The organism is Luteibacter sp. SVR4-7G (assembly GCF_056755555.1).
Genome location: NZ_JBPGXO010000021.1, coordinates 22773 through 43813, shown reverse-complemented (window position 1 = coordinate 43813; position 21041 = coordinate 22773). Strand labels below are relative to the sequence as shown.

Annotated in this window: 18 protein-coding genes; 15 read left to right on the top strand and 3 right to left on the bottom strand. The window is 61.7% G+C overall.

Annotation, left to right across the window (positions count from 1 at the left end; genetic code table 11):
• The first annotated feature begins 2 nt into the window (after nucleotides 1-2).
• From virB11 to ACR9ZH_RS09890, 15 genes are all read left to right on the top strand, one after another.
• Complete coding sequence (gene virB11, locus ACR9ZH_RS09960; RefSeq protein ID WP_481290606.1) at nucleotides 3-1043, top strand: P-type DNA transfer ATPase VirB11; 1041 nt, start codon at nucleotides 3-5, stop codon at nucleotides 1041-1043.
• Nucleotides 1044-1082: 39 nt separating this feature from the next.
• Nucleotides 1083-2123: a lytic transglycosylase domain-containing protein gene (locus ACR9ZH_RS09955; RefSeq protein ID WP_481290605.1), complete on the top strand. Its 1041-nt coding sequence runs from the start codon at nucleotides 1083-1085 to the stop codon at nucleotides 2121-2123.
• A gap of 183 nt (nucleotides 2124-2306) precedes the next feature.
• Nucleotides 2307-2663: a TrbC/VirB2 family protein gene (locus ACR9ZH_RS09950; protein WP_481290623.1), complete on the top strand. Its 357-nt coding sequence runs from the start codon at nucleotides 2307-2309 to the stop codon at nucleotides 2661-2663.
• The gene (locus tag ACR9ZH_RS09945) at nucleotides 2656-2964 is read left to right on the top strand and encodes a VirB3 family type IV secretion system protein (RefSeq protein ID WP_481290604.1); all 309 of its coding nucleotides are present in this window, start codon (nucleotides 2656-2658) and stop codon (nucleotides 2962-2964) included. Before ACR9ZH_RS09950 ends, ACR9ZH_RS09945 begins: the two co-directional genes overlap by 8 nt.
• A 66-nt stretch (nucleotides 2965-3030) precedes the next feature.
• A complete protein-coding gene (locus ACR9ZH_RS09940; RefSeq protein WP_481290603.1) occupies nucleotides 3031-5499 on the top strand; it encodes a VirB4 family type IV secretion/conjugal transfer ATPase in 2469 nt (822 codons plus the stop codon).
• Nucleotides 5500-5513: 14 nt separating this feature from the next.
• Nucleotides 5514-6392, top strand: coding sequence for a hypothetical protein (locus tag ACR9ZH_RS09935; RefSeq protein WP_481290602.1), 879 nt, complete (start codon nucleotides 5514-5516; stop codon nucleotides 6390-6392).
• Nucleotides 6393-6430: 38 nt separating this feature from the next.
• Nucleotides 6431-7618: a TrbL/VirB6 family protein gene (locus ACR9ZH_RS09930; RefSeq protein WP_481290601.1), complete on the top strand. Its 1188-nt coding sequence runs from the start codon at nucleotides 6431-6433 to the stop codon at nucleotides 7616-7618.
• Between the two features lie 11 nt (nucleotides 7619-7629).
• Nucleotides 7630-8121, top strand: a complete 492-nt coding sequence (locus ACR9ZH_RS09925; protein ID WP_481290622.1) for a DUF4189 domain-containing protein — start codon at nucleotides 7630-7632, stop codon at nucleotides 8119-8121.
• Nucleotides 8122-8338: 217 nt separating this feature from the next.
• Complete coding sequence (locus tag ACR9ZH_RS09920) at nucleotides 8339-8848, top strand: hypothetical protein (protein WP_481290600.1); 510 nt, start codon at nucleotides 8339-8341, stop codon at nucleotides 8846-8848.
• Between the two features lie 83 nt (nucleotides 8849-8931).
• On the top strand, nucleotides 8932-10269 hold the full coding sequence (locus ACR9ZH_RS09915; protein WP_481290599.1) for an XVIPCD domain-containing protein: 1338 nt from the start codon (nucleotides 8932-8934) through the stop codon (nucleotides 10267-10269).
• 11 nt (nucleotides 10270-10280) lie between these two features.
• Nucleotides 10281-10754 carry a hypothetical protein gene (locus ACR9ZH_RS09910; RefSeq protein ID WP_481290598.1) on the top strand — a complete coding sequence of 158 codons (474 nt, stop codon included), beginning with the start codon at nucleotides 10281-10283 and terminating at the stop codon, nucleotides 10752-10754.
• Nucleotides 10755-10767: 13 nt separating this feature from the next.
• Complete coding sequence (locus tag ACR9ZH_RS09905) at nucleotides 10768-11895, top strand: XVIPCD domain-containing protein (RefSeq protein WP_481290597.1); 1128 nt, start codon at nucleotides 10768-10770, stop codon at nucleotides 11893-11895.
• A gap of 65 nt (nucleotides 11896-11960) precedes the next feature.
• On the top strand, nucleotides 11961-12479 hold the full coding sequence (locus tag ACR9ZH_RS09900; RefSeq protein WP_481290596.1) for a hypothetical protein: 519 nt from the start codon (nucleotides 11961-11963) through the stop codon (nucleotides 12477-12479).
• The gene (locus ACR9ZH_RS09895) at nucleotides 12476-13924 is read left to right on the top strand and encodes an XVIPCD domain-containing protein (protein ID WP_481290595.1); all 1449 of its coding nucleotides are present in this window, start codon (nucleotides 12476-12478) and stop codon (nucleotides 13922-13924) included. The genes ACR9ZH_RS09900 and ACR9ZH_RS09895 overlap by 4 nt, the downstream gene beginning before the upstream one ends.
• Nucleotides 13925-14383: 459 nt before the next feature.
• Nucleotides 14384-16066 carry a type IV secretory system conjugative DNA transfer family protein gene (locus ACR9ZH_RS09890; RefSeq protein WP_481290594.1) on the top strand — a complete coding sequence of 561 codons (1683 nt, stop codon included), beginning with the start codon at nucleotides 14384-14386 and terminating at the stop codon, nucleotides 16064-16066.
• 85 nt (nucleotides 16067-16151) lie between these two features.
• On the opposite strand, the gene ACR9ZH_RS09885 is transcribed toward ACR9ZH_RS09890, so the two are convergent.
• From ACR9ZH_RS09885 to ACR9ZH_RS09875, 3 genes are all read right to left on the bottom strand, one after another.
• Nucleotides 16152-17936, bottom strand: coding sequence for an XVIPCD domain-containing protein (locus ACR9ZH_RS09885; RefSeq protein WP_481290593.1), 1785 nt, complete (start codon nucleotides 17934-17936; stop codon nucleotides 16152-16154).
• Between the two features lie 27 nt (nucleotides 17937-17963).
• The gene (locus tag ACR9ZH_RS09880; protein ID WP_481290592.1) at nucleotides 17964-18632 is read right to left on the bottom strand and encodes a lysozyme inhibitor LprI family protein; all 669 of its coding nucleotides are present in this window, start codon (nucleotides 18630-18632) and stop codon (nucleotides 17964-17966) included.
• 235 nt (nucleotides 18633-18867) lie between these two features.
• Nucleotides 18868-20868 (bottom strand): reprolysin-like metallopeptidase, encoded by a 2001-nt coding sequence (locus ACR9ZH_RS09875; protein WP_481290591.1) that lies wholly within the window; start codon nucleotides 20866-20868, stop codon nucleotides 18868-18870.
• Nucleotides 20869-21041: the final 173 nt, after the last annotated feature.

Sequence of the window (21041 nt, the reverse complement as noted above, 5' to 3'; positions counted from 1 at the left end):
ATATGAATGGACCCGCGCTCGCCGCCGTCGGCAACGACTTCCTGGATTACCAGTACGAGGTACTGGGTATCCGGGACTACCTGTCATCGCCCGACGTCACCGAGATCTGCATCAACAGGCCAGGTGAGCTCTATCTGGAAAGCCGAGGCAAATGGCAGCGCGTGGAGGTGCCGACACTCACCTTCGAGCGCGCCCGCCAGTTCTGCACGGCCGTGGTCAACGAAAGCAACACGGGTCAACGCATCACCGATGTCGACCCGGTCGTTTCGTTGACCTTCCCGACCGGCCAGCGCGCGCAGTTCGTCATCCCGCCCGCGTGCGAGGCGGGACGGGTCTCGATCACCATCCGTCTCCCCTCCCGGCAGAGCAAGACGCTGGCGCAGTACCAGGAAGATGGCTTCTTCGACCAGATCCTCGAGGGCGCGAACACCATCACCGAGGCGGACCGGGAACTGCTCGAACTACGTGCGGAGCGCCGCTATGCCGATTTCTTCCGCCATGCCGTGCTCAGCAAGAAGAACATCGTCGTTTCCGGCGCCACCGGCAGCGGCAAGACCACCTTCATGAAGTCGCTGGTGGGCCATATTCCGGAAGACGAACGCCTCGTCACCATCGAGGATGCCCGTGAACTCTTCATCGACCAGCCGAACGTCGTGCACCTGCTCTATTCGAAAGGCGGACAGAGTGCGAGCAATGTCACTGCCAAGAGTTGCATGGAAGCCTGCCTGCGCATGAAGCCGGACAGGATCATCCTCGCCGAGCTTCGTGGCGACGAGTCCTTCTACTTCATTCGCAACTGTGCATCGGGACATCCCGGGTCGATCACGAGCTGCCACGCCGGCAGCGTCGAACAGACCTGGGACCAGCTGGGCCTGATGGTGAAGGCCTCCAACGAGGGCGCAGGCCTCGAGTTCTCCACGATCAAGCGACTGTTGATGCTCACGATCGACATCGTCGTGCACATCAAGGCGCACGCCGGACGCCGACACATTACCGGCATCGACTTCAACCCCGCTCGGGGCCTGGCCCCGGACGGGGGGTAACACGCGAAACACATCGGTCATTAGACAGGAGTTGTAACGGTGCTACCAGGATTGGAAATGATGGCTTGCCCCAACCTCGCCGTACCGGCGGAGGTGATGCAGCACGTCGTGAACGTCGAATCGTCGCGCAACCCGTTCGCCATCGGCGTCGTGGGTGGTCAGCTCGTGCGCCAGCCAGAGAACCTCGGCGAAGCGGTGGCGACGGCGCGCATGCTCGAGGCGAAGGGTTACAACTATTCCCTGGGCGTCGCACAGGTCAATCGCACGAATCTCGGGAAGTTTGGGCTCGACACCTACGAGAAGGCGTTCGACGTGTGTCCGAACCTGGTCGCGGGATCGCAAATCCTCGCGCAGTGTTATGCCAGTGCCGGCGGCGACTGGGGCAAGGCCTTCAGCTGCTACTACTCAGGAAACTTCACCACCGGCTACCAGGACGGCTACGTCCAGAAGATCTTCGAATCCATGGCGCGCCAGAGCGCGCCGGTGACGAACGCCACGCCCATACCGTTGGTGGGTAGCTCCGCAGGCACGACGGGAAAAGGAACGGCCCTCGGTGCCACGGACAGCTCCATGTACCGCGTGGCCATGCGAAGCGTGGCGGACGCTGCTCTCGCCAGCGCCTTGGCGCCCGCCGTCGCCAAGGCGGCAGGGGTTCCGCCGCCGAGCCGGGCGGTGGCACCGTCGGCAAATCCTGCCGTGGCTGAAACGCTGCCCGACGCCGCGTCCATTGCGCAGGCATTGCAGGCTGCCGAGGCAACACAGACTCAGGTCGGGACGATCATTCCTGGCAGCGGAGCTATCTCTCTTCCGGGTGGGACGCTGCCCGCGCCCGCGCCTCCCGCCGCGCCAGGGCGCATCCCTACCGACCCCAGCACGGCCGCGGTCATGTCGCAGATCGGCGTTTCGTCCAATCCAACGGGAACTGGCGCAGCGGACGACAGCGGCGTCTTCGTACCACGAGTGCAGGGCCCCAACGACCCGGCGCCCTCCGCCGCCGCCTCACCCGCGGCCCCTCCCACACCCGCGGGCGATCCCGCGGACCTGCGCGGGGGAGGAGCCGATGGCGCCTTTGTTTTCTGACCTGTTCGTCTCGTCTGAGGAAACGGGTCATCGCGAAACCGGCTACGGATCCGTAGCCGTCCTCAACCCGGCCGCGTTCGCTCGGCCGTACCCAGTCCAGTAACACGAAGGAACTACGAGATGTCCAAACTGCCCAGCATCCCGACCGACCGCACGTCGATCAACAAGGTGGCGATCTTTTTCATGATCGCCACCGTCCTGCTCCTGCCGTCGATCGGCCTGGCCCAGGACGTGACCGAAACCTCGAAGAAGGTCTGCGGTTTCTTCGAGAACATCAATTCTCTGCTGAATGCTGCATCGATCGTCGTGGTGACCATCGCCGTGATCTTCTCCGGCTACCAGATCGCCTTCGCCCACAAACGCATCGCCGACGTTGCGCCGGCACTCGTCGGCGGTGTGCTGATCGGTGCCGCCGCACAAGTGGCGAAGATGGTTGTCGGCGGCAACGGCGGCTCGCAGAACGCGTGCACTTCCAGCAGCGGCGCCTTCCTCATGGATTCGCTGCAGGCCGCCATGCACCTGCTGCACCTCCATGCATAAGAACGCGCTCTTCCGCGGCTGCACGCGTCCTCCCATGTTCATGGGCGTGCCCTATGTGCCCTTCTTCGTGGGGGCGGGCAGCGGCTTGCTGATGGCGATGTACTTCAATATGTGGTGGCTTCTCTGGATTCCATGCTCGATCTTCGTGATGCGCCAGATGGCGCGGCGCGACGAAATGATCTTCCGGCTGCTCGGACTGCGTCTTCAGTTCCGGACACGGGTGAGGAATCTGGCGGAGCACGACGGCACCTGGGTGTTTACGCCCAATAGCTATCGCGAGCCAGGCAGGGCGAAACGATAGGGCACTTCCCCGCCCTGGCAGCGTGCTGCCAGGGCCTTTCCAGCGCGTCTCACGGTAGACAGAGCCATGTTCATTCCAGATGCATCGATCGGGGAATTCATACCATTCTCCACCCACGTCTCGCCGACCGTCCTCAAAACGACGGGGGGCGATTTCCTGCTCGTGTGGCGCCTTGGCGGCCTGCCCTTCGTGGGCCGGGAGGAATGGGAGATCGAGCATCGGCACAATACCTTCAACCGCATGCTGCAGACGTTGCGCGCCCCCGACTTCGTGAACGTCGCCTTCTGGGTCCACGACATCCGCAGGCGTCGTGGCATCAAGGACAAGAGCAAGTTCGAGCACCGCTTCAACCAGGAGCTGTCCGACGGTTACTACGCGTCGCTCTCCGGCCAGAAGCTGATGCAGAACGAGTTGTACCTCACGATGATCTACCGTCCCGTGGTGTCGGGTAAGCGGTTCGTCGAGAAGTCTTCGAACGTCGAACGCCTTCAGTCGGAGCAGGCCCAGGCGATCGCGACGATCCTGGAACTGGCGGGCAACGTGGAGGCGGTCCTCAAGGACTACGCCCCGACCCGCATGGGCATGTATGAAGCGCCTAACGGCGTCGTGTTCTCCGAAGTGCTCGAGTTGTACGGATACATCCTGAATCGTCTCGACGAGCCGGTTCCGGTGCTCACCGCCGCCGTGAAGGACTATCTGCCTGTCAGCCGCCAGCGCTTCTCGTCGAAGACGGGCGACTTCGTCCTGACCACGCCCAACGGCGTCAACCATTTCGGTGCCATCCTCAACATCAAGGAATATGTGGAGGGCACCTACCCTGGCATCCTCAATGGCCTCAAATACCTCGATTTCGAATACGTCATCACCCACTCCTTCAGTCCGATGGGGCGGCAAGACGCCCTGAAGGCCCTGGAGCGTACCAAGGGCATGATGATCTCCTCCGGCGACAAGGCGGTCAGCCAGATCATCGAGATGGACCAGGCCATGGACCAGCTTGCGTCGGGCAACTTCGTGCTCGGCGAATACCACTTCACCATGGCGGTGTATTCGACGGCGCAAGAGGCGCTCTCGCAACAGATCGCGGCCACCCGCGCGGAACTTTCCAACGCGGGCTTCGTTTCGGTAAAGGAAGACCTGGCCGTCACATCGGCCTTCTACGCGCAGTTCCCGGGCAACTGGAAATACCGGACCCGCCTCGCGAACGTCAGTTCGCTCAACTTCCTCGGTCTGTCGCCGCTGCACAATTTCGCCACGGGCAAGAAGCAGAACAACCCGTGGGGCGATTGCGTCACCACGTTGCAGACCACCAATGGCCAGCCGTACTTCTTCAATTTCCACGCCACCCACCCTGCCGAGAACTCATACGGCGAGAAGGCCATCGCCAATACGATGGTTATCGGCAAGTCGGGTACCGGCAAGACGGCGCTGATCAACTTCCTCCTGAGCCAGGTGCAGAAGCTGGACCCGGCGCCGACGATCTTCTTCTTTGACAAGGACCGCGGCGCGGAGATCTTCGTGCGCGCCTGCGGCGGCAACTACCTCGCCCTGGAGAACGGCAAACCCTCGGGGTTCAACCCGTTCCAATGCGAGCGCACCGAAGAGAACGTGCAGTTCCTCGCCGACCTCATCAAGGTGCTGGCGGGAAAGAGCGTGTACAGCTCGCGCGAGGAGGAGGATATCTACCGTGCCGTGGAAGCTGTCCTCGACATCCCCATGCACCTGCGCAGCATGACCAACTTCCAGAAGAACCTGCCGAACCTCGGCGATGACGGTCTCTTCATCCGCATGCGCAAGTGGACTGCAGGGAATTCCCTCGGATGGGTCTTCGACAATCCGCTGGACACCGTGGACCTTTCCCGCGCCAACATCATCGGCTTCGACTACACCGATATCATCGACAATGCGGAAGTCCGAGCGCCTGTCATCAATTACCTCCTCCACCGTCTCGAGGCCTTGATCGACGGCCGACGCCTTATCTACGTGATGGACGAGTTCTGGAAGATCCTGGATGGCAAGGGCGGCCTCAAGGAATTCGCGAAGAACAAGCAGAAAACCATTCGCAAGCAGAACGGCATGGGCATCTTCGCCACGCAGAGTCCCGAGGACGCACTGGCCAGCGACATCTCCGCCGCGCTCATCGAGCAGACCGCCACGATGATCCTTCTGCCCAACCCGAATGCCAGCCGCGAGGACTATGTCGACGGACTCAAGCTCACCGATGCCGAGTACCAGGTGGTGGTGAGCCTGGACGAGCGCTCGCGCCGCTTCCTGGTGAAGCAGGGCCATGCCTCGGCCGTGTGTCAATTGAACCTGCGTGGCATGGACGATGCCCTCGCCGTGATCTCCGCATCGACGGACAACATCGAGATCATGCAGGAGGTCCTGGCACGCCAGGCCGAAATCGAGGGTGTCCATCCCGACGATCTGAGCCCGGACCAATGGCTGCCGCACTTCTACGAAAATCGCAAGGGCAGCGGCAAGAAGCCGTCGCCCGCCTCCCCCACGACACGCCCTGCCCGCTCGGCGGCTCGCTGACCCCGGAGACCACCATGGCTACTTACACCGAACAACATCGCCATACCTCGTCGCTTCGGCGGCTCCTTGGCGCAGCTGCCTTCCTCCTTGCGCTCGGATCGGTCGCGCCCGCTGCGCATGCGCAGTGGGCCGTCAATGACGCCGATGCCAACACTACCTTAAGTACCATCCAGACAAATACCAAGACCACCGCCGACAGGACAACGGATATCAACAACGTCCTCGGCAAGACGATCGGCGATGGCTCTACGATCAATGGCAACATCAACGCCATCAACGAGAAATTCAAGATAGGTACTTACAAGGACAGCCAGCCGGGACCACGCGTTGCGGACCCGCAAAAAGCATTACCTGAGGATTCGACGAAACTCGACGATGGCACGCGGTGCAAGGCCGTGGCGCAACCCCAGCAGGCGACCTGCCAGCAGATCGTCGATCTCGAGAACGCCCAGTACCAATACATGCTCACCATGTACAAGAACACCGCGACACGGGACTCCATGTTGCGTGAACTTCTCAAGGAGCGCGCGGCGATCGAGCCGGGAGACGCGAACCAGTTCGGCAAGCTCGAAGACAATACGAACAAGCTCACAGCGCTCTACAACCTGATTGCACTCGATCAGCAGCAGATGCAGACCGTGAACTATGCCTACGAAGCGAACCTCCGGTTTCTTCGCGCGCAGCAGACCATGGCTGCCAATGCCGCGAACATCGGCAAGAAGCCTTCGGACTGGGGATCAGTCTCCTTGCCTGGCATCGGCGACGTGAATATAGGTAACGCCATCAGCGGTCTTGCCACGGGCGCCGCTCTTAAAGCGTCCCTGGAAGGGGTGCAAAGCGAGAAGCCGAAGGGCATGCAAACGCTGGGCATCGGTGAATCCAATGGCTTCTGACCGGCTTCTCGAAATCAAGATAAATGGAACACCACGTCATGGCTGACTTCATGAACATCTTCGCCGGCCATTCGGCCCTATCCATGTTTGCCGGTCCGCTGGACACGGCGACCCAGTTCGTCTTTTTCCAGACGATCAACGACTTCCTGCGCACCGAAATCGACATCATGCAATGGAAGCTGCTGTCCGGCTCGGCCACGATCATCGGCTTCGTTGCCGTAACCGTGCTGACGGTCTGGATCATGTTTCAGGGATTCCGCATCGTCACTGGGCAGTCGCGCCAGCCGATGATGGTACTGGTGGGGGATTCTCTCAAGGCGACCCTCGTGGTCTTCATCGCCACGACGGCTGCCTACTCCTCCTCATCCGTTTACTGGACGCTGAGCGATGGCATGTCCACGGCCATCGCACAATACGTCACGGGAGAAAGCGGCAGCCCGTTCCAGCATATCGACAACAACCTGGCCGGCATGGAAGTAGCGATGGGCACCATCGATGCCATCGATACAGGCGGCGACCAGGCCGCACAGGATGCGAAGGACCGGGATCGCTGGTTTACCGGCATCGGTATCGCCGGCCCCAGCGTCATCGCCGGCTCCATGCTGCTACTGAACAAGATCGCGCTAGCTCTCTTCGTAGGCTTCGGGCCCATCTTCATCATGTGCCTGCTCTTCGAACCTACCAAGCAGCTGTTCAGCAAATGGCTGCTCTACGGCATCGGCACCGTGTTCTCCCTGGCTGTGCTCAGCGTCATGGTCACCATCGCCATGAAAATGATGGCCGCCGTCACGGCTGCCTTTGCGGTGAAGTACCTGCTATCCATGCCGAGCATGGGCGGCGCCGGCACGACCGACGGCATCAACAGCATGGCTCTCCAGCAAGGCGGCCTCGGCCTACTGCTCACGACCATGATCATCAGCGCCCCGCCGATGGCCGCCGCCTTCTTCCAGGGTACCTTGGGCCAGTTCAACTCGTACTCGCCGTTTGGGCATATCAAGCCTGAGCCGCCGAACTCGCGTGGTGGGTATGGCGTGCCCGGCACGTCGAGCTACATTCCAGCTACAAATAATCAGACACACGAACGAAATACGAATCAGAGTGTCGGCCAAAGCAATACTTTTGGGAACTACTCCCAGCTGGGATCTTCGCCAGGCGGTGATATTGCTGCAAACGATCGACTTAAACTGAAAGAAACCGGATACACGAAGGATCCTGGATACTCGTGAGAACCCTGGAAATGAAACATCTCAAGTTATTGATCACTTGCGCGGCTCTATCGGCAAATGTCGCATGGGGTCAGTGTGCCACCGGCGTGAGTACGGGCGGCGGCAACTGCGTACCTCCAGATGCATCCGGCATGCCGGGCTATAACCCTCCCCAAGGCAATCTGCCCGCAGCACCCCCGCCTGTGTGGAAGGACACGTGGGGAGCGATCGTCATTGACAGCGCCACTGGCGGCGCCGGAACGGTGACGGATCGGGACAGCAAGTCCGAAGCAATTCGCGACGCCACTCGAGACTGTGAAAGTCGAGGCGCGACGGGATGCAAGGTCGAGATGACTTATTACAACCAGTGCGCGGCAGTAGCCTGGGGTGTCGGCGGGCACGGGGTCGCTCGCGGGCCAGATAAAGGTGGGGCGGAAAGCGATGCAATGCTGTCCTGCAACGAATCGGCCTCGCAATGCAAAGTCGTCTACAGCGGATGCAGCGTTGCACGGCGCGTCCAGTGAGGTTAGCGATTCAATTCGTCCTATCGCCTTGGCGAGCGGCGGGGTTGTACACCCGCAAGAACATCCATCGTTGCAGTATCGAGGATGTAAATCGATGAAATCTCAGTTCCTCATTGCGTTGCTCGCCTTTTCCTCGTTAGGTTCGCCAACGCCCATTTACGCCGCGAATGCGCCCCATACCGCCTCGACGTCCGACACCAGGAACAAAGGAAGCAAGATGGACGACCTGAAATCATTCGCGACCGGTGGGGCGAAGATCCTCGAGTCCACGTCCGGCGATCTCAAAGGCGACGGTTCGGCGGGCGTTGTGCTGGTGCTCGACCCGCCATCCTCCGGAGCGCCGGCGTCGACGGAAGGCCCTCCGCGAATCGTGAAGGTCCTCGTTCGCGATGATGCCGGGAAGCTCCGCGAGGCCGCCTCCAATGTCCATCTCATTCCCTGCGCGACATGCGGCGGCATCGCCGGCGATCCTTACGGATACACGCGCGTAGAAGGCGGCAGCTTCACTGTCGCCATCGGCGGCGGCAGCCGCGAGCGATGGTCCGACGAGTTCACTTTCACCTATGTTGCCGCACGCAAGAACTGGTTCGTCACGCACGTATCCAGGCGCGTCGAAGACCAGGATACGGGTGAGCACAAGGCGATCGACTTGAAAGCCAGCGACTTGGGCGACGTCGCTTTCAGCGACTTCGACCCGGCGCGACTTCCAGAGGTGGCATTGCCCTGACGGGCATCGACCCGCCCGGGAGGGGGCGGGCCTAGGGCGCGCAAGGAGCCCCGCCGAACGTGGTAGTCAAACAGGAGCTACACATGGCGATTGATCGTGAATCACAACTGCTCGCGGCGGCGGCCGCGGCAGGCATCACCAGGCCAAAGGAACTGGCCAACTTCATGGCCCAGGTCTCGCACGAGTCCAACGGCCTCAACAGGATGGAAGAAAGCTTCCGCTATACCCGCAACATCGCACAGATCCCCGTGCAGTCCGCCTGGCGCGAAGGCGAGAAGTCGCTGGAAACGGCGCGCCTTGGCGCTTTGCAGGGCCACCCCGAAAAGCTCGCCGAACTCATGTACGGCGGTCGCAACGGTAACGACCGCCCGGGTGAGGGCTATCTGTACCGCGGACGCGGCTACATGCAACTCACCGGTAAGGACAATTACCGGGCGGCGGGCGAAGCCCTCGACCTCGATCTGGTGAAGCATCCTGAACTTGCCGCGGAGCCGAACAACGCGGCGCGCATCGCCGTCTGGTATTGGCGGAACCGGGTACCAGAAAACGCGCGCGAGGACGTCAAAGCCGCGACGCACGCCATCAATGGCCGCTACAACGGCCTTGAAGATCGCCAGGAACGTTTCGCCGCGTGGGAGAAGCGTCTGACGCCCGAAGTCATGGAGCGTCTCGTGCAACATCTGGCCGACGCCAGGCCGGCAACGCATGCGCCTGCCCACCCACGCGCCGCGCCGCTGCTGAAGCAGGGCTCGCATGGCGAGGATGTCCGTCGTTTGCAGTCCAGCCTCGCTAGGCTAGGGTACACGGACGCTCATGGCCACGTCTTGAAAGCCGACGGCGATTTCGGCCCCGCGACGAAGGCGGCGGTGAGGGCTCTGCAACGCCATTCGGGTATCGCCCAGGATGGCGTCGCCGGGCACGACACGCTATCTGCGATCGAGCACGCGCAAGACCTCGTGGAGGCCGGGAGACGTCATCGTCCTCATCACCACCATCCTCACCCCGATGGTCCCGGCTACCCACCCATGCCGGCGCTGAATCATGCCTCGCATCCGGACCACGCGTTGTTCCGCCAAGCCCAAGACGCCGTGCACCGGCTGGACGCCGAACACCAGCGCAAACCCGATCAGCGAAGCGAAAACCTCGCCGCCGCGCTGACGGTCGCCGCGCGTCACCAAGGGATGCAGCGCATCGACCATGTCGCGCTGAGCGCGGACGCCGGCCGCACGTATGCCGTGCAGGGCGATCCCCAGTCGCCGCACAAGCAGGTGGCCGAAGTCGCGACGCAGCAGGCAACGGCGACCTCGGTGGAGCAGAGCACCCAGGCGCTCGCAAAGCATGCCGTCCAGCCGGCTCACGAACAGCAACAGACCCAGCAGGCGAGCCAGCAGCAGGCGTCGCTGTCCTTGCCGCCACATTGAGAGGATCGACGATGCGTAACGTAACCCTGCCCTTCGTGCTTGCCGCGTTTTTGCTGGCGGCTTGCGACAAGGCTCCTGCGCCGACCTCAACTCCCGCGGCGGCTACCTCGACCGCGTCGATGCCTTCTTCCGCACCCACCTGCCCGGCTGAGCAGTTCGACCGCTTCCTGCCGCTGTTCGAGAACAACGTCGCTCTTCAGAAGATGTACGTCACCGACCCACTGCAAAGCGACTCGGTCGACCCCAACGCCGATCCCGAACCGAAACCGGTATCGAAATCGCTGGCCAAGGCCGAGATCGCGTTCCCCGTGATGCCCAGCCAGGCCGACCAGACGAAGGACGGACTGGTGGCCACCCAGACGGTAAGCGGCCCAACCGAGATCGCCGTGAAGCTGGTCAGGCCGGATACGGACTACCAGACGACGTTCTTCTTCCGGAAGGACGGCTGCTGGCACCTCTATCGCGTCAAAGACGATTCGCTCTGAGGGAGGGCGCACCATGCCATATCAAGACGTCATGAACGTGATCCTTCCACAGCAGGGCAAACGCTCGGCGCACATCACAGGCCATTACGGCGAGCATCGTGCCAAGGGCCCGCACGGTGGCTCCGACTTCAATTACGAAGGCGGGCAAGCCGGTATCAACCTCACCCACCCTTCCGTGCACACGCCGATCGCCGGCGAAGTCACGTTCGTGGGTGGGCAGTACGGCACGATCAAGATCCGCGATAGGGACGGCAACAGCCACGAGATCCTGCATACGCAATCGCAGTCGGTGAAAGTCGGCCAGCATATCGAGGCCGGCGACGAGATCGGCCGCATGGGCGGGCGTGGTCCCGATGGAGTGAGCCAATACGCCCAGCACGTGCATTACCAGATGAAGGATTCACAGGGACATCCGGTAAATCCGGAAACCTTCTGGCGAGAGCGCTCGGCCCCATCGGTTGGCGCCCATCCAACCCACGATGCACCTGCACACGAGGACAAGGCACATGGTTTGCGCGAAGGTGCCAGGGGGAATGAGGTGCAGGTATTGCAGGAACGGCTGAACGCGCTCGGTGTCCACGATGCCCACGGGCGCCCTCTTTCGCCCGATGGCCACTTCGGCGAGCACACCCGGGAAGCCGTGGAGAACTTCCAGTATTCGCATGGACTGAAGCCGGACGGCGTCGTCGGTCCGCGCACCGCGGAAGCACTCCAGCACCAGCAGACGCACGACGCGCCAAAGCTCGATTCGCCGGCGCATCCTGGCCATGAGCTCTACAAACAGGCCCTCGAGGGGGTCCGCCGCCTCGATGCGCAGCATGATCGAGTCTCCGACGGCAGGAGCGACCGTCTTGCTGCTTCGCTGGCCGTCGCGGCGCAGCAAGGTGGCCTGCATCGCATCGATCACGTCGAGTTGAGCGCCGACGCCAGCCGGGTCCACGCCATGCAAGACGATGCCCGTTCGCCGTTCAAGCAAGTCGCCGAAGTGGATACGCAGCAAGCCATGACCACGCCCGTCGAGCGCAGCAGCCAAGCCTCGCAGCAGGCAGCTCAGCAGGGGCAGGCTTTGGCCGACCATCAACAACAGCAGCAGGCACAACAACAGCAGGCCGCTCGGGCAACGCCGGGAGCGGGGCCATGAGGACGATAAGCAGCCTGACCTCCGCCCTCCTCCTGCTCCTGTCCACCCACGCATACGGTGCCACCATGAAACAGCCCGACATCAAGCTCAACCCGAATCCGCGCATGCGTTACGAGATCACCGCAACGGTCACCGGTGCTCCCGGAGCCTTCGAGCGGATAGAAGGTTCTGTGGATTACAAGGTTGTCAATGGAGCCTGCGTTCCACTGACTCCTGTCACGGGCGCGACGGTGGAGCCGCAGAAAAGACTCCCCGTCGTCTTCGAACGTGTTGGCGACAACACATTCAAGGGGGTGATCTACGTCGACCAGATCCAGGACGAGGACTACTTCGGCCTGGGCGTCTGCCATTGGTCGGTAGTCGGTGCCTCCGCAGATTTTCACCACGGCGGAGTAAACTTCAGTCCCGCGATTTACCACGACGACATTCTTAACCAGAATAGTGTCGTCCGGTATTTTTCGGAGCGCTCCTATGAACGGTCGTCACGCTCGCGCATCGACATAGGTTCTCCAAGCAAGTCGGACTTCAATGACGCAGGCTCGATCTTCTCCATCACCCTGAAGGCCGTGGAGAAACGGCAGTGAGTCCGCGGTCGACCGATTACGCCCTGCTTTCGCAGGACGTCTATCACGACACTCCTGTCAACCAGAAAGTCACCCTGGATGGGGTTACGTATCGCGTTCTTGCCGCCGAAAATAACCCGGCGACGGGCTTCCAGGCTCAGGCTTATATTCGCGAGGACGTACAACCGAGTCAGGTAGTCATCGCCTTTCGCGGCACCGAATTCGACCGGGAGCCGGTCCACGACGGCGGCGTGGACGCTGGCATGGTTTTGACCGGGATAAATCTGCAGACCCACGATGCATTGGCGTTCGCGGATCGCGCCATGGCTCAAGCTAGGCTGAACGCCGACGACCAGGGAAATTCTCCACCGGATATCTCGGTGACGGGTCATTCCCTTGGAGGAACACTGGCGGAAATCAGCGCAGCGCGTTACGGCCTCCATGGTGAGACGTTCAACGCTTATGGCGCAGCTGGTCTGCTACAAGGCATTCCGGCTGGCGGAAATCAGGTCATCGATCACGTGCGAGCCGGCGACCTGGTGAGCGCCGCCAGCGAGCATTTCGGCGAAGTACGGGTTTACGCCTCGCAACAGGATATCGACACCCTGTCGAAGGCCGGCTATCGCGACGACGGTGGCATTCTCTCACCGCGCAATCCGATCAAGGCCACCGATTTCGATGCCCATGCCATCGACAACTTCGTTCCGGGCAGCAATCTTCTCGGCCAGTCGATCATCAGCCCCGAAAGCGAGGCTCGTTACCGTGCACACGCGAGCATGATCGATCGCTACCGCGGCGACGTCATGAGCATGCGGACGGGGTTGTCGGCGTCGTGGGAAATACCGAAGGCCATCGGGGAAAGCGTCGACAAGCTAGGGCACGAGGCGGTCAAGGATATTGCGGGCGCAGGTCACGCGATGGGGCACGCAGTTCACGAAGTGACTGAAGCCACGAAGCGAGCCGGACATGAGATCACCGAGGATATCAGCGCTGCAGGGCATGTAATCGGCGAAAAGCTGTCCGGTGCCTGGGGCACTCTCACTCATCCTGGCTCGTGGTTCGACGACAAGCCAAGCCCTGACATCGACCAACCCGGGCACCCGGGTCATGACCTCTTTCGGCAGGCCCAGGATGGCGTCCGCCAGCTGGACCGGCTACATCAACGCTCCTCCGATGAAAGAAGCGACAGGCTTGCTGCATCCCTTACAGTCGCAGCACACCAGGGCGGCCTGCACCGCATCGATCACGTCGAATTAAGCGCGGACGCAAGCAAGACCTACGCGGTGCAGGGCGACGCCAACTCGCCCTTCAAGCAAGTCGCCGAAGTAGACACGCAGCGAGCGATGTCGACTCCCATCGAACACAGCAGCCAGAGTTGGCAACAGGCATCGCAGCGAGATCAGGCACTGGCTGGGCAGCAGCAACATCAGCAGACCGCCAGGGGTATGCCGGGAGCGGGGCCATGATAAACAGGTGCTCGACAGTCACTGAAAGCGACGAACACGACACAGTAGCAACCGTCGCAAGTTCAACCCGAATTTTCCAAAACTGACCTGACGGTGCGTCATGAAGATACGGATCATCCTTCTTGCATTGCTTTTCGCCCCGACGCTTTCTGCGCAGGATTCGGGATACTACGAGGTCATCCGATATCGGGACAATGACCCGTTTACCTTCTGTAGGGAGGGCCTCAAAGGATGGAATAAGTGTTGGATACCCCTCGATCCCGGTAGTGGCACCTTCCTCTACACATGGGAATGCGACGAACCAAATCCAAAGGGCCGAAGTTGGACTCTCGAGGACAGGGACTCGCTCGACCAATACCAGCGAATCTGTCCGAAGGCCATGCAGGCCGGCAAATGGAAGGGTAAGGGTAGCGGCGCGAACAACCCATACCCGCACTAATTGCATTCACGAGATCACATATGGCCAAGCGTCGTTTTTCGTGGGCGGCGGGTTCCGCCGTTGTAACTCTGGTTCTTGGATATTATTTGTCCGGCTATCTCACGCTGCTGTTCCTAGGCTTAAGGAACGAGCATGTCGGGTGGAATACGTATTGGAGCTATGTCAGAGCGTTGGATCTACCGCAGGTAAGGCCATATCTCTGGAAGATTGAAACAGCAGGCCTTGCAGGGTTCATGTTTCCAATCATGGTCTGGTGCGTCGTGCTGTACTTCCTGCTAAAGCCCAGGAAGCAATCCATGCACGGCGACGCACGCTTCGCCACCGCATCGGATCTGCGCAAGCAGAAAATGCTCGCCCCGGCGCCCAACGGGATCCTCGTGGGCAAGTTCAAGGGCGATCTGGTCCGTCTCCCCGGCCAGCAGTTCGTGATCCTCGCCGCCCCTACCCGCTCGGGCAAGGGCGTGGGAGTCGTCATCCCCAACCTACTGGACTACCAGGAATCGGTGGTAGTGCTGGACATCAAGCAGGAGAACTTCGACCTGACCAGCGGCTGGCGTGCATCACAGGGGCAGGAGATCTACCTGTTCAACCCGTTCGCCGAGGACCGCCGCACGCATCGGTGGAACCCGCTGAGTTACGTCTCGAAGGATCCAGCCTTTCGCGTATCCGACCTCATGAGCATCGCGTCGATGCTCTATCCCGACGTCTCCGACGACCAGAAATTCTGGGTCAGCCAGGCGCGGAATGCCTTCATGGCCTTCTCGCTCTACCTCTGCGAGAAATGGGACGATGACGATGCCAAGGGTCGCCCTGAAATCGTTCGCAGCAAACCCACACTGGGCATGATCTACCGTCTGTCGTCCGGCGACGGCACAGATCTGCGTGAGCTCTACACGCGACTTTCCAAGGATCCTTGCCTGAGCACGAACGCCCAGTCGGCCTTCGCCAACCTGTTGTCGCAGGCCAATGAGACCTTCGCTTCCATTCTGGGCACCTTCAAGGAGCCCCTGAATGCCTGGATCAACCCGGTGCTCGACGCGGCGACCAGCGACGACGACTTCCTCCTGACGGATGTGCGCAAGAAGAAGATGACGATCTACATCGGCATCCAGCCCAACAAGCTGGCCGAGAGTCGCCTGATCGTGAACCTGTTCTTCAGCCAGCTGATCAACCTCAACACCAAGGTGCTGCCACAGAACGATCCGACCCTGAAGCACCAGTGCTTGCTCCTGATGGACGAATTCACGTCGATTGGCAAGGTGGAGATCATCGCATCGGCCGTCTCGTACATGGCGGGCTACAACATCCGCCTGCTGCCGATCATCCAGAGCATGGCCCAGCTGGATGCGACTTACGGCAAGGATATCTCGCGCACCATCATCACCAACCATGCCCTGCAGATCGTTTACGCGCCACGCGAGCAACAGGATGCCAACGACTATTCCGACATGCTGGGTTACACCACCGTTCGCCGGGAGAACATCACCAAGAGCAAGAATGGCGATGTCTCCCGCAGCCACAGTGAAGAGAAGCGTGCCCTGATGCTCCCCCAGGAACTAAAGGCAATGGGTACGGAGAAGGAAGTGTTCCTCTGCGAAGGCATCCCACATCCTGTGATGTGCGAAAAAATTCGCTACTACCAGGACAAGTACTTCACGTCACGCCTGTTGGAAAGGGTGAACATACCGCAACTGACCCTGTGACATCGTCGGGTGCGTCGACGTTCTTCGTTCGTCCCCAACGGATTGGCAGCCCGCCCGGCAGGGAAACCTGCCGGCCGGGCCATCATTACCGGTGCATGCCGGGTTGTTCCGGCTGCTGCTGTTGTTGCGATTGCGCCGGCTGCTGCGCCTGAGCTTGGGGCTGCTGCCACTCCGCACTGCTCTGTGGCACCGTCTTGCCCACCGCCTGGACCACGTCCACCTCCGCGATCTGCTTGAACGGCGAATTGAGTTCGCCCTGCACGGCGTATATGCGGCGGGCGTCGTCGCTCAGCACCACGTGGTCGATGCGTGATAACCCCTCGTTGTGTGCGGCTGTGGTCAGAGAAGCCGCAAGGTTTTCGCTCAGCCGATCCGGCGTACGGCCTTGTTGCGCGTCGACGGCGTGCACCCCGCCCAGGGCCTGGCGATACATTGCGTTGCCGGGGTGACTGGCGTCGTTAAGAGCTATCGGTACCGGTTGCACCGTACGGTTGAGGGCTTCCATAGTCTTCGCTCCCACAACGCCATCGTCGCCAAGACCATGGTCGCGCTGGAAGGCTTTGACCGCGGCCGTCGTGTTCGCGCCGAAATCGTTGTCGGGATGTAGTGGACGGCCGTCCGCCCCCTTGTAGCCCAACTGCGCAAGCCGGCGCTGCACATCGCCTACTGCGGGCGCGTGGTCATGTTCACGCAGGGTCCCGGCGTGCTGCACGTGGTCGCCGGTGGCATGAGCCGGACCCTGGGCACGCACGTGGCCCGGGTGAGTGACGTGCAGCAAGCGCTCCTGCGTGCGGTTGCGCTGCAAGTTCACGTCCAGCGTGTGATCGGTATTGACGTGCGTGGAGATGTCGCGGCTGTTCACGGAAGTCCACTGGCCGTTGACCAGGGCTGCACCGTGGCCTGAGCGGTCCCAAGTCACAAGGTCGCGGCCTTCGGCATAGAAACCGCGGTGGTTCGAGGTCTGCGCATAAGAGCCGCCCCGCCCAAGGGCCTGCACCATCGGCCGCGAATGCGCCGGATCGGTGAAGGCATCCCGTATGGCGGCGTATTCGTGCGGAAGACTCGGGTGCGTCGGATCGTTGCCGAGCTGCGTCGGATTGACCAGCGGATTGCCGGCCACGTGATCCCATGCCGGGCGCAGTGGGTGATCGGGACCGGTGGCGCGCAGGTCGTTGAACAAGGCCGCACCCGCCAGCGCATGGTCGCGACCATCGGTCACGTAATCCGGATAGCGGTCGATGGACCGCCGTACATCGTCCACGCTGTGATGCTCGCCGCGCTGAAGCTCGCCGATGAGGCGGTTTCCATAGGTTTCACTCTGGTTATAGAGCTTGCCCGTCATCGTGATCAACCGGGCCTGGTCGGCCTCGGGCGCGTGGCGATACAGATCGGTCTGCTGGAGCGGCGCGATCGCATTCGTCATCAGCTTGTTCACTTGGGCAGTGTCGTGCTGATGGACGAAATTGACCCCGGCGTTGCTGCCCATGAAGGCATCAAGACGGGACTTCACCGTGGCGTCGAGCGGGCGGCCATGCTGGGCCTCGATCTGGTGACCCGTGCGGCCAAGGTCGGCAATGGTCTGCGTGCGCTGGGCGACGTCGAGCACCCAGTCTGGATGCGCGGTACGCGCCCATGCCTGGTAAGCATCGGTCAGCTCCGTCGCCACTTCAGGGTGTTGCCCGAGATCAGTCTGCAGCGTGCCGATGGAGAATCCGCTGTTACCGATCGGATGCATCGTGGGGTGGCCCTGGGCATCGTTGCTGATGTTTCCCGCGAAACTCAGCCTATAGGCCACGTCGCCACCCTCGGAACTCACGCCGATGGCGAAATAGGACAGTGCGCGTGCTTCATTATCAGTCAGTCCTGGCATGCTGCAGCTCCTGATCGATGGTCGGTGTTACATGTCGTCCTTGCACTGCTTGTCCAGCGGCGCCTTGCCGCCTTTCGCCACGCGCTCCAGCGCGACGTATTTCTCGCCGGCCCGATACCAGGCCAGCCGCTTGCCTTCCGGCGTCAGGTATCCGTCCACGTCGCCGTAGGCGGGGCATGCGGGATAGCCGCCGCGCTCGGCGTTTTCGGCGCAGAAGCGCATATGGAGCTTCCCATCGCGCCATTCGCCCTTGAAGCGGCCGGAGTTACCCTCGGTACGGCTGCCGTCCGACCATGTGCCCTCCGTCGCGGAGTCCGCCGGAACGTGCAACTGGACGGAATGGCCGAGGTTGCAATCGGTTCGATAACCCCAGTCGCCGGCTACCGCGGCGACCCCCTGGCCTGCAATCCGCCCCGTCGCACCCCGCAAGCGTTTCTCCAGTTCGTCCGCGCGAAAGCTTGTCTGGGTCGTGGTGCAGGTGTTCTTCACTACCATGCCGGGCTTGACGCCACAGGCCTGGTCGCGGCCGGCGATCCATTGCCGCTCTTCTTCCCGCAGCGCCTTCCTGCCAGCATCGTCGAGCGAGCCCGAAAGTTTCTTGTAGACGGCGTTGAGCCGCTCGTCCTGGGTATCGTAATCGTGCGATCCGGCATGCTGTGCCGCGGCCCCCGCCGCGAAGCCCAAGCTTATGGCCAAGGCGGCCAGCCATCGCATGCGGGCGCTCGCCCGCGCACCATCCATTCGCTTGCCGAGCATTGCAACTCCTGGTCGTGGACCCTTCGGCCCCCCTCCGCGGAGACGGTACCAGCACGTTGTGAAAAAAACCGTGCAACCGTCGCGCCCCGGCCGATTGATCGCGCCGGTTGGACGCGGCCGCCGCCCGTTATCTTGCCCGAGCGACGGCCCTCAAGTGGCCCGCCTTTGGCATGACCTACCTAACGATACGAAAATCCCCCGGCGAAACCGCGAAGAAGACATTCCCGTTACACCCCACCCGCACACGTGCCTTCGATTGCTCCCCGCTCAACTGCGGAACGCGGATCCACGCTCGTCCCGTATTCGGGGCGGACGCGAGCAGCGGCTCGTTAAGGTAGGTATGTCCGCCATCGATGGACAGATCGATCCGGACATTCCGGCACGCGATCGGACCCCGCGTGGTACCTGCGACGTTCCAATGGACGAACTGATGGCGTCCCATCCGCCACCGGTCTTGCGCAGACGGAGCCGTGACAGCGAAGGCACTTCCCGTGTCCACCACCCGGATTTTCCGGTCGATCGACGCCGTGGACGCATGCTCGCCGAGGTTGTCGCGCACCGTCAGGCGAAAATTGAGCTCGCGGGTGGTTTCGGGAAAGGCCTCTCCGGGACGGATGTCCTCTTCGCCAAGGACGGCTGCCAGCCTGGGGAAAACACGCGTGCCGGAAGGCGAGGGCGGGAATGAACGAAAGAGCGGTCCCTGTCCCTTGTCGTGCAAGACGTCGTCATTTTCCTGCTTCGGGCCCAGGTCGATCTGCTCCCAGACATAAGTGAGACGAGCGGCCGGATTCGGCGATACGGCCTGCGCATCGAGATAGAAAGGCGTCCTCGCCGGAATGAACGGCACGGAGTTCTCCGAATCCGGGACCGGGGATATGACGGGCGGGCGGCTGGGATTCGGGCGCGTGATTCCGCAGGTGGCTGCGTGCCCTGCAATAAAAGCGCGCACTTCTTCGATCGACTTGCCGTGGAAGTATGCGTCCTTCTCATCCTGAAGATTGTGCAGCGGATTGGGCAAAAGCACTCCGCCCGAATCGAGCGCGAAGCACTCGCCCGCGTAACTCATGATCGTTGAACCGCTCCCCGGCTCATAGCGAGCGTTGGCTTCGGTCGCACAGCCATTGAACGTGTGATCGGCGGCGAACTGGTGCCCAATCTCATGGATGAGTGTATCGATGAAGTCCTTGGTCAGCCCTGCCGGGCCATCGCTTGCAGGCACCAGCCCGCTGGCGGCGTCAGCCTTTTCGTCACCGCAAACGGCTGCGTCTTCCGCCTGCCCTTCAGCTTCCAGAACAACAACATGCCCCACGTCGAAATTCTCGCTGCCGATAAGACGGTTCAGCGTCGCCGTATTCTGGGACCGGGCGAAATCGTCCTCATTGTTTCCGGACCTGTCGATGTAGGGGTCGGTCGCGGGGTCGACGAAAATGATCCGGTCGTTGTCCTTTACCAGCGTCAGGTGTATGCCAAGATCCCTTTCGAAAACCGCATTCACACGATTGATCGACTCGACCACACTGGCGAGGCCACGACTGACGTTGCCCCCGAAGAATTGGGTATAAGCGCTGGTCGCCGCGACGGCCAGCCGGTACTCACGATGGTGATTGTCGATCGGCAGGCTTACACCATTCAGCTTGGCGTCCCGCCTGGGCTTCGGCAAAGCATTCCACGGGAAGACGCCCACCGGCCGGGGATAAGAGGCGGTACGCTGGACAAGATAATCTCCGTCTCCAGCAGAAGACCTGGCGGCCGTGGTCTCGGGTTGAATTGACCATTCCCCCTGGTCGTCGAACACCACACCGTGCACACCCAGCTCGGAGATGTCCAGGCGAAGCTCGCGACCGCTCTCATCGAATCCTTTAAAGCTACGGATGCTCGGGAATCGGGCCGCGAGTTCGGGGGGAAGAACCCCGGAATCCTTCAGCGTGAACACGGTTTCCCCGCCTTCCGGAAGCTGCACCTTGAAGCGAATGGTTCCGTTCGTCAGGGGAGCGTTCGCCGCCTGTTCCAGGGACGACAGGTCCAGGCGGACCTTGCGACTGGCGACGCGCGTTTTTGCCGTATCGGCCAGGCCCGACGGAGCACCGGGTTCCTTGGCGAGTGCGGCGTAGGGAATCGTTGCGGCGCTCGACGCCATGGCGCCTGCAATCAATCCGAGTCGTAAGCGTTGCATCATGCGTTTTTTCTCCTGTGGACCACACTAAGGTTCGACGGAAGCTTAGGGCTGATGGCTTATGCGGGCCGTCAGCCCTGTCCCAATCTGGTGTAGTCCAATGCCGCAGAGGTGTTCTCCCGAGAACCTCCAGCGGACCATGCACAGGTCGCTTATCATGTACGGCCGGCGCGGCA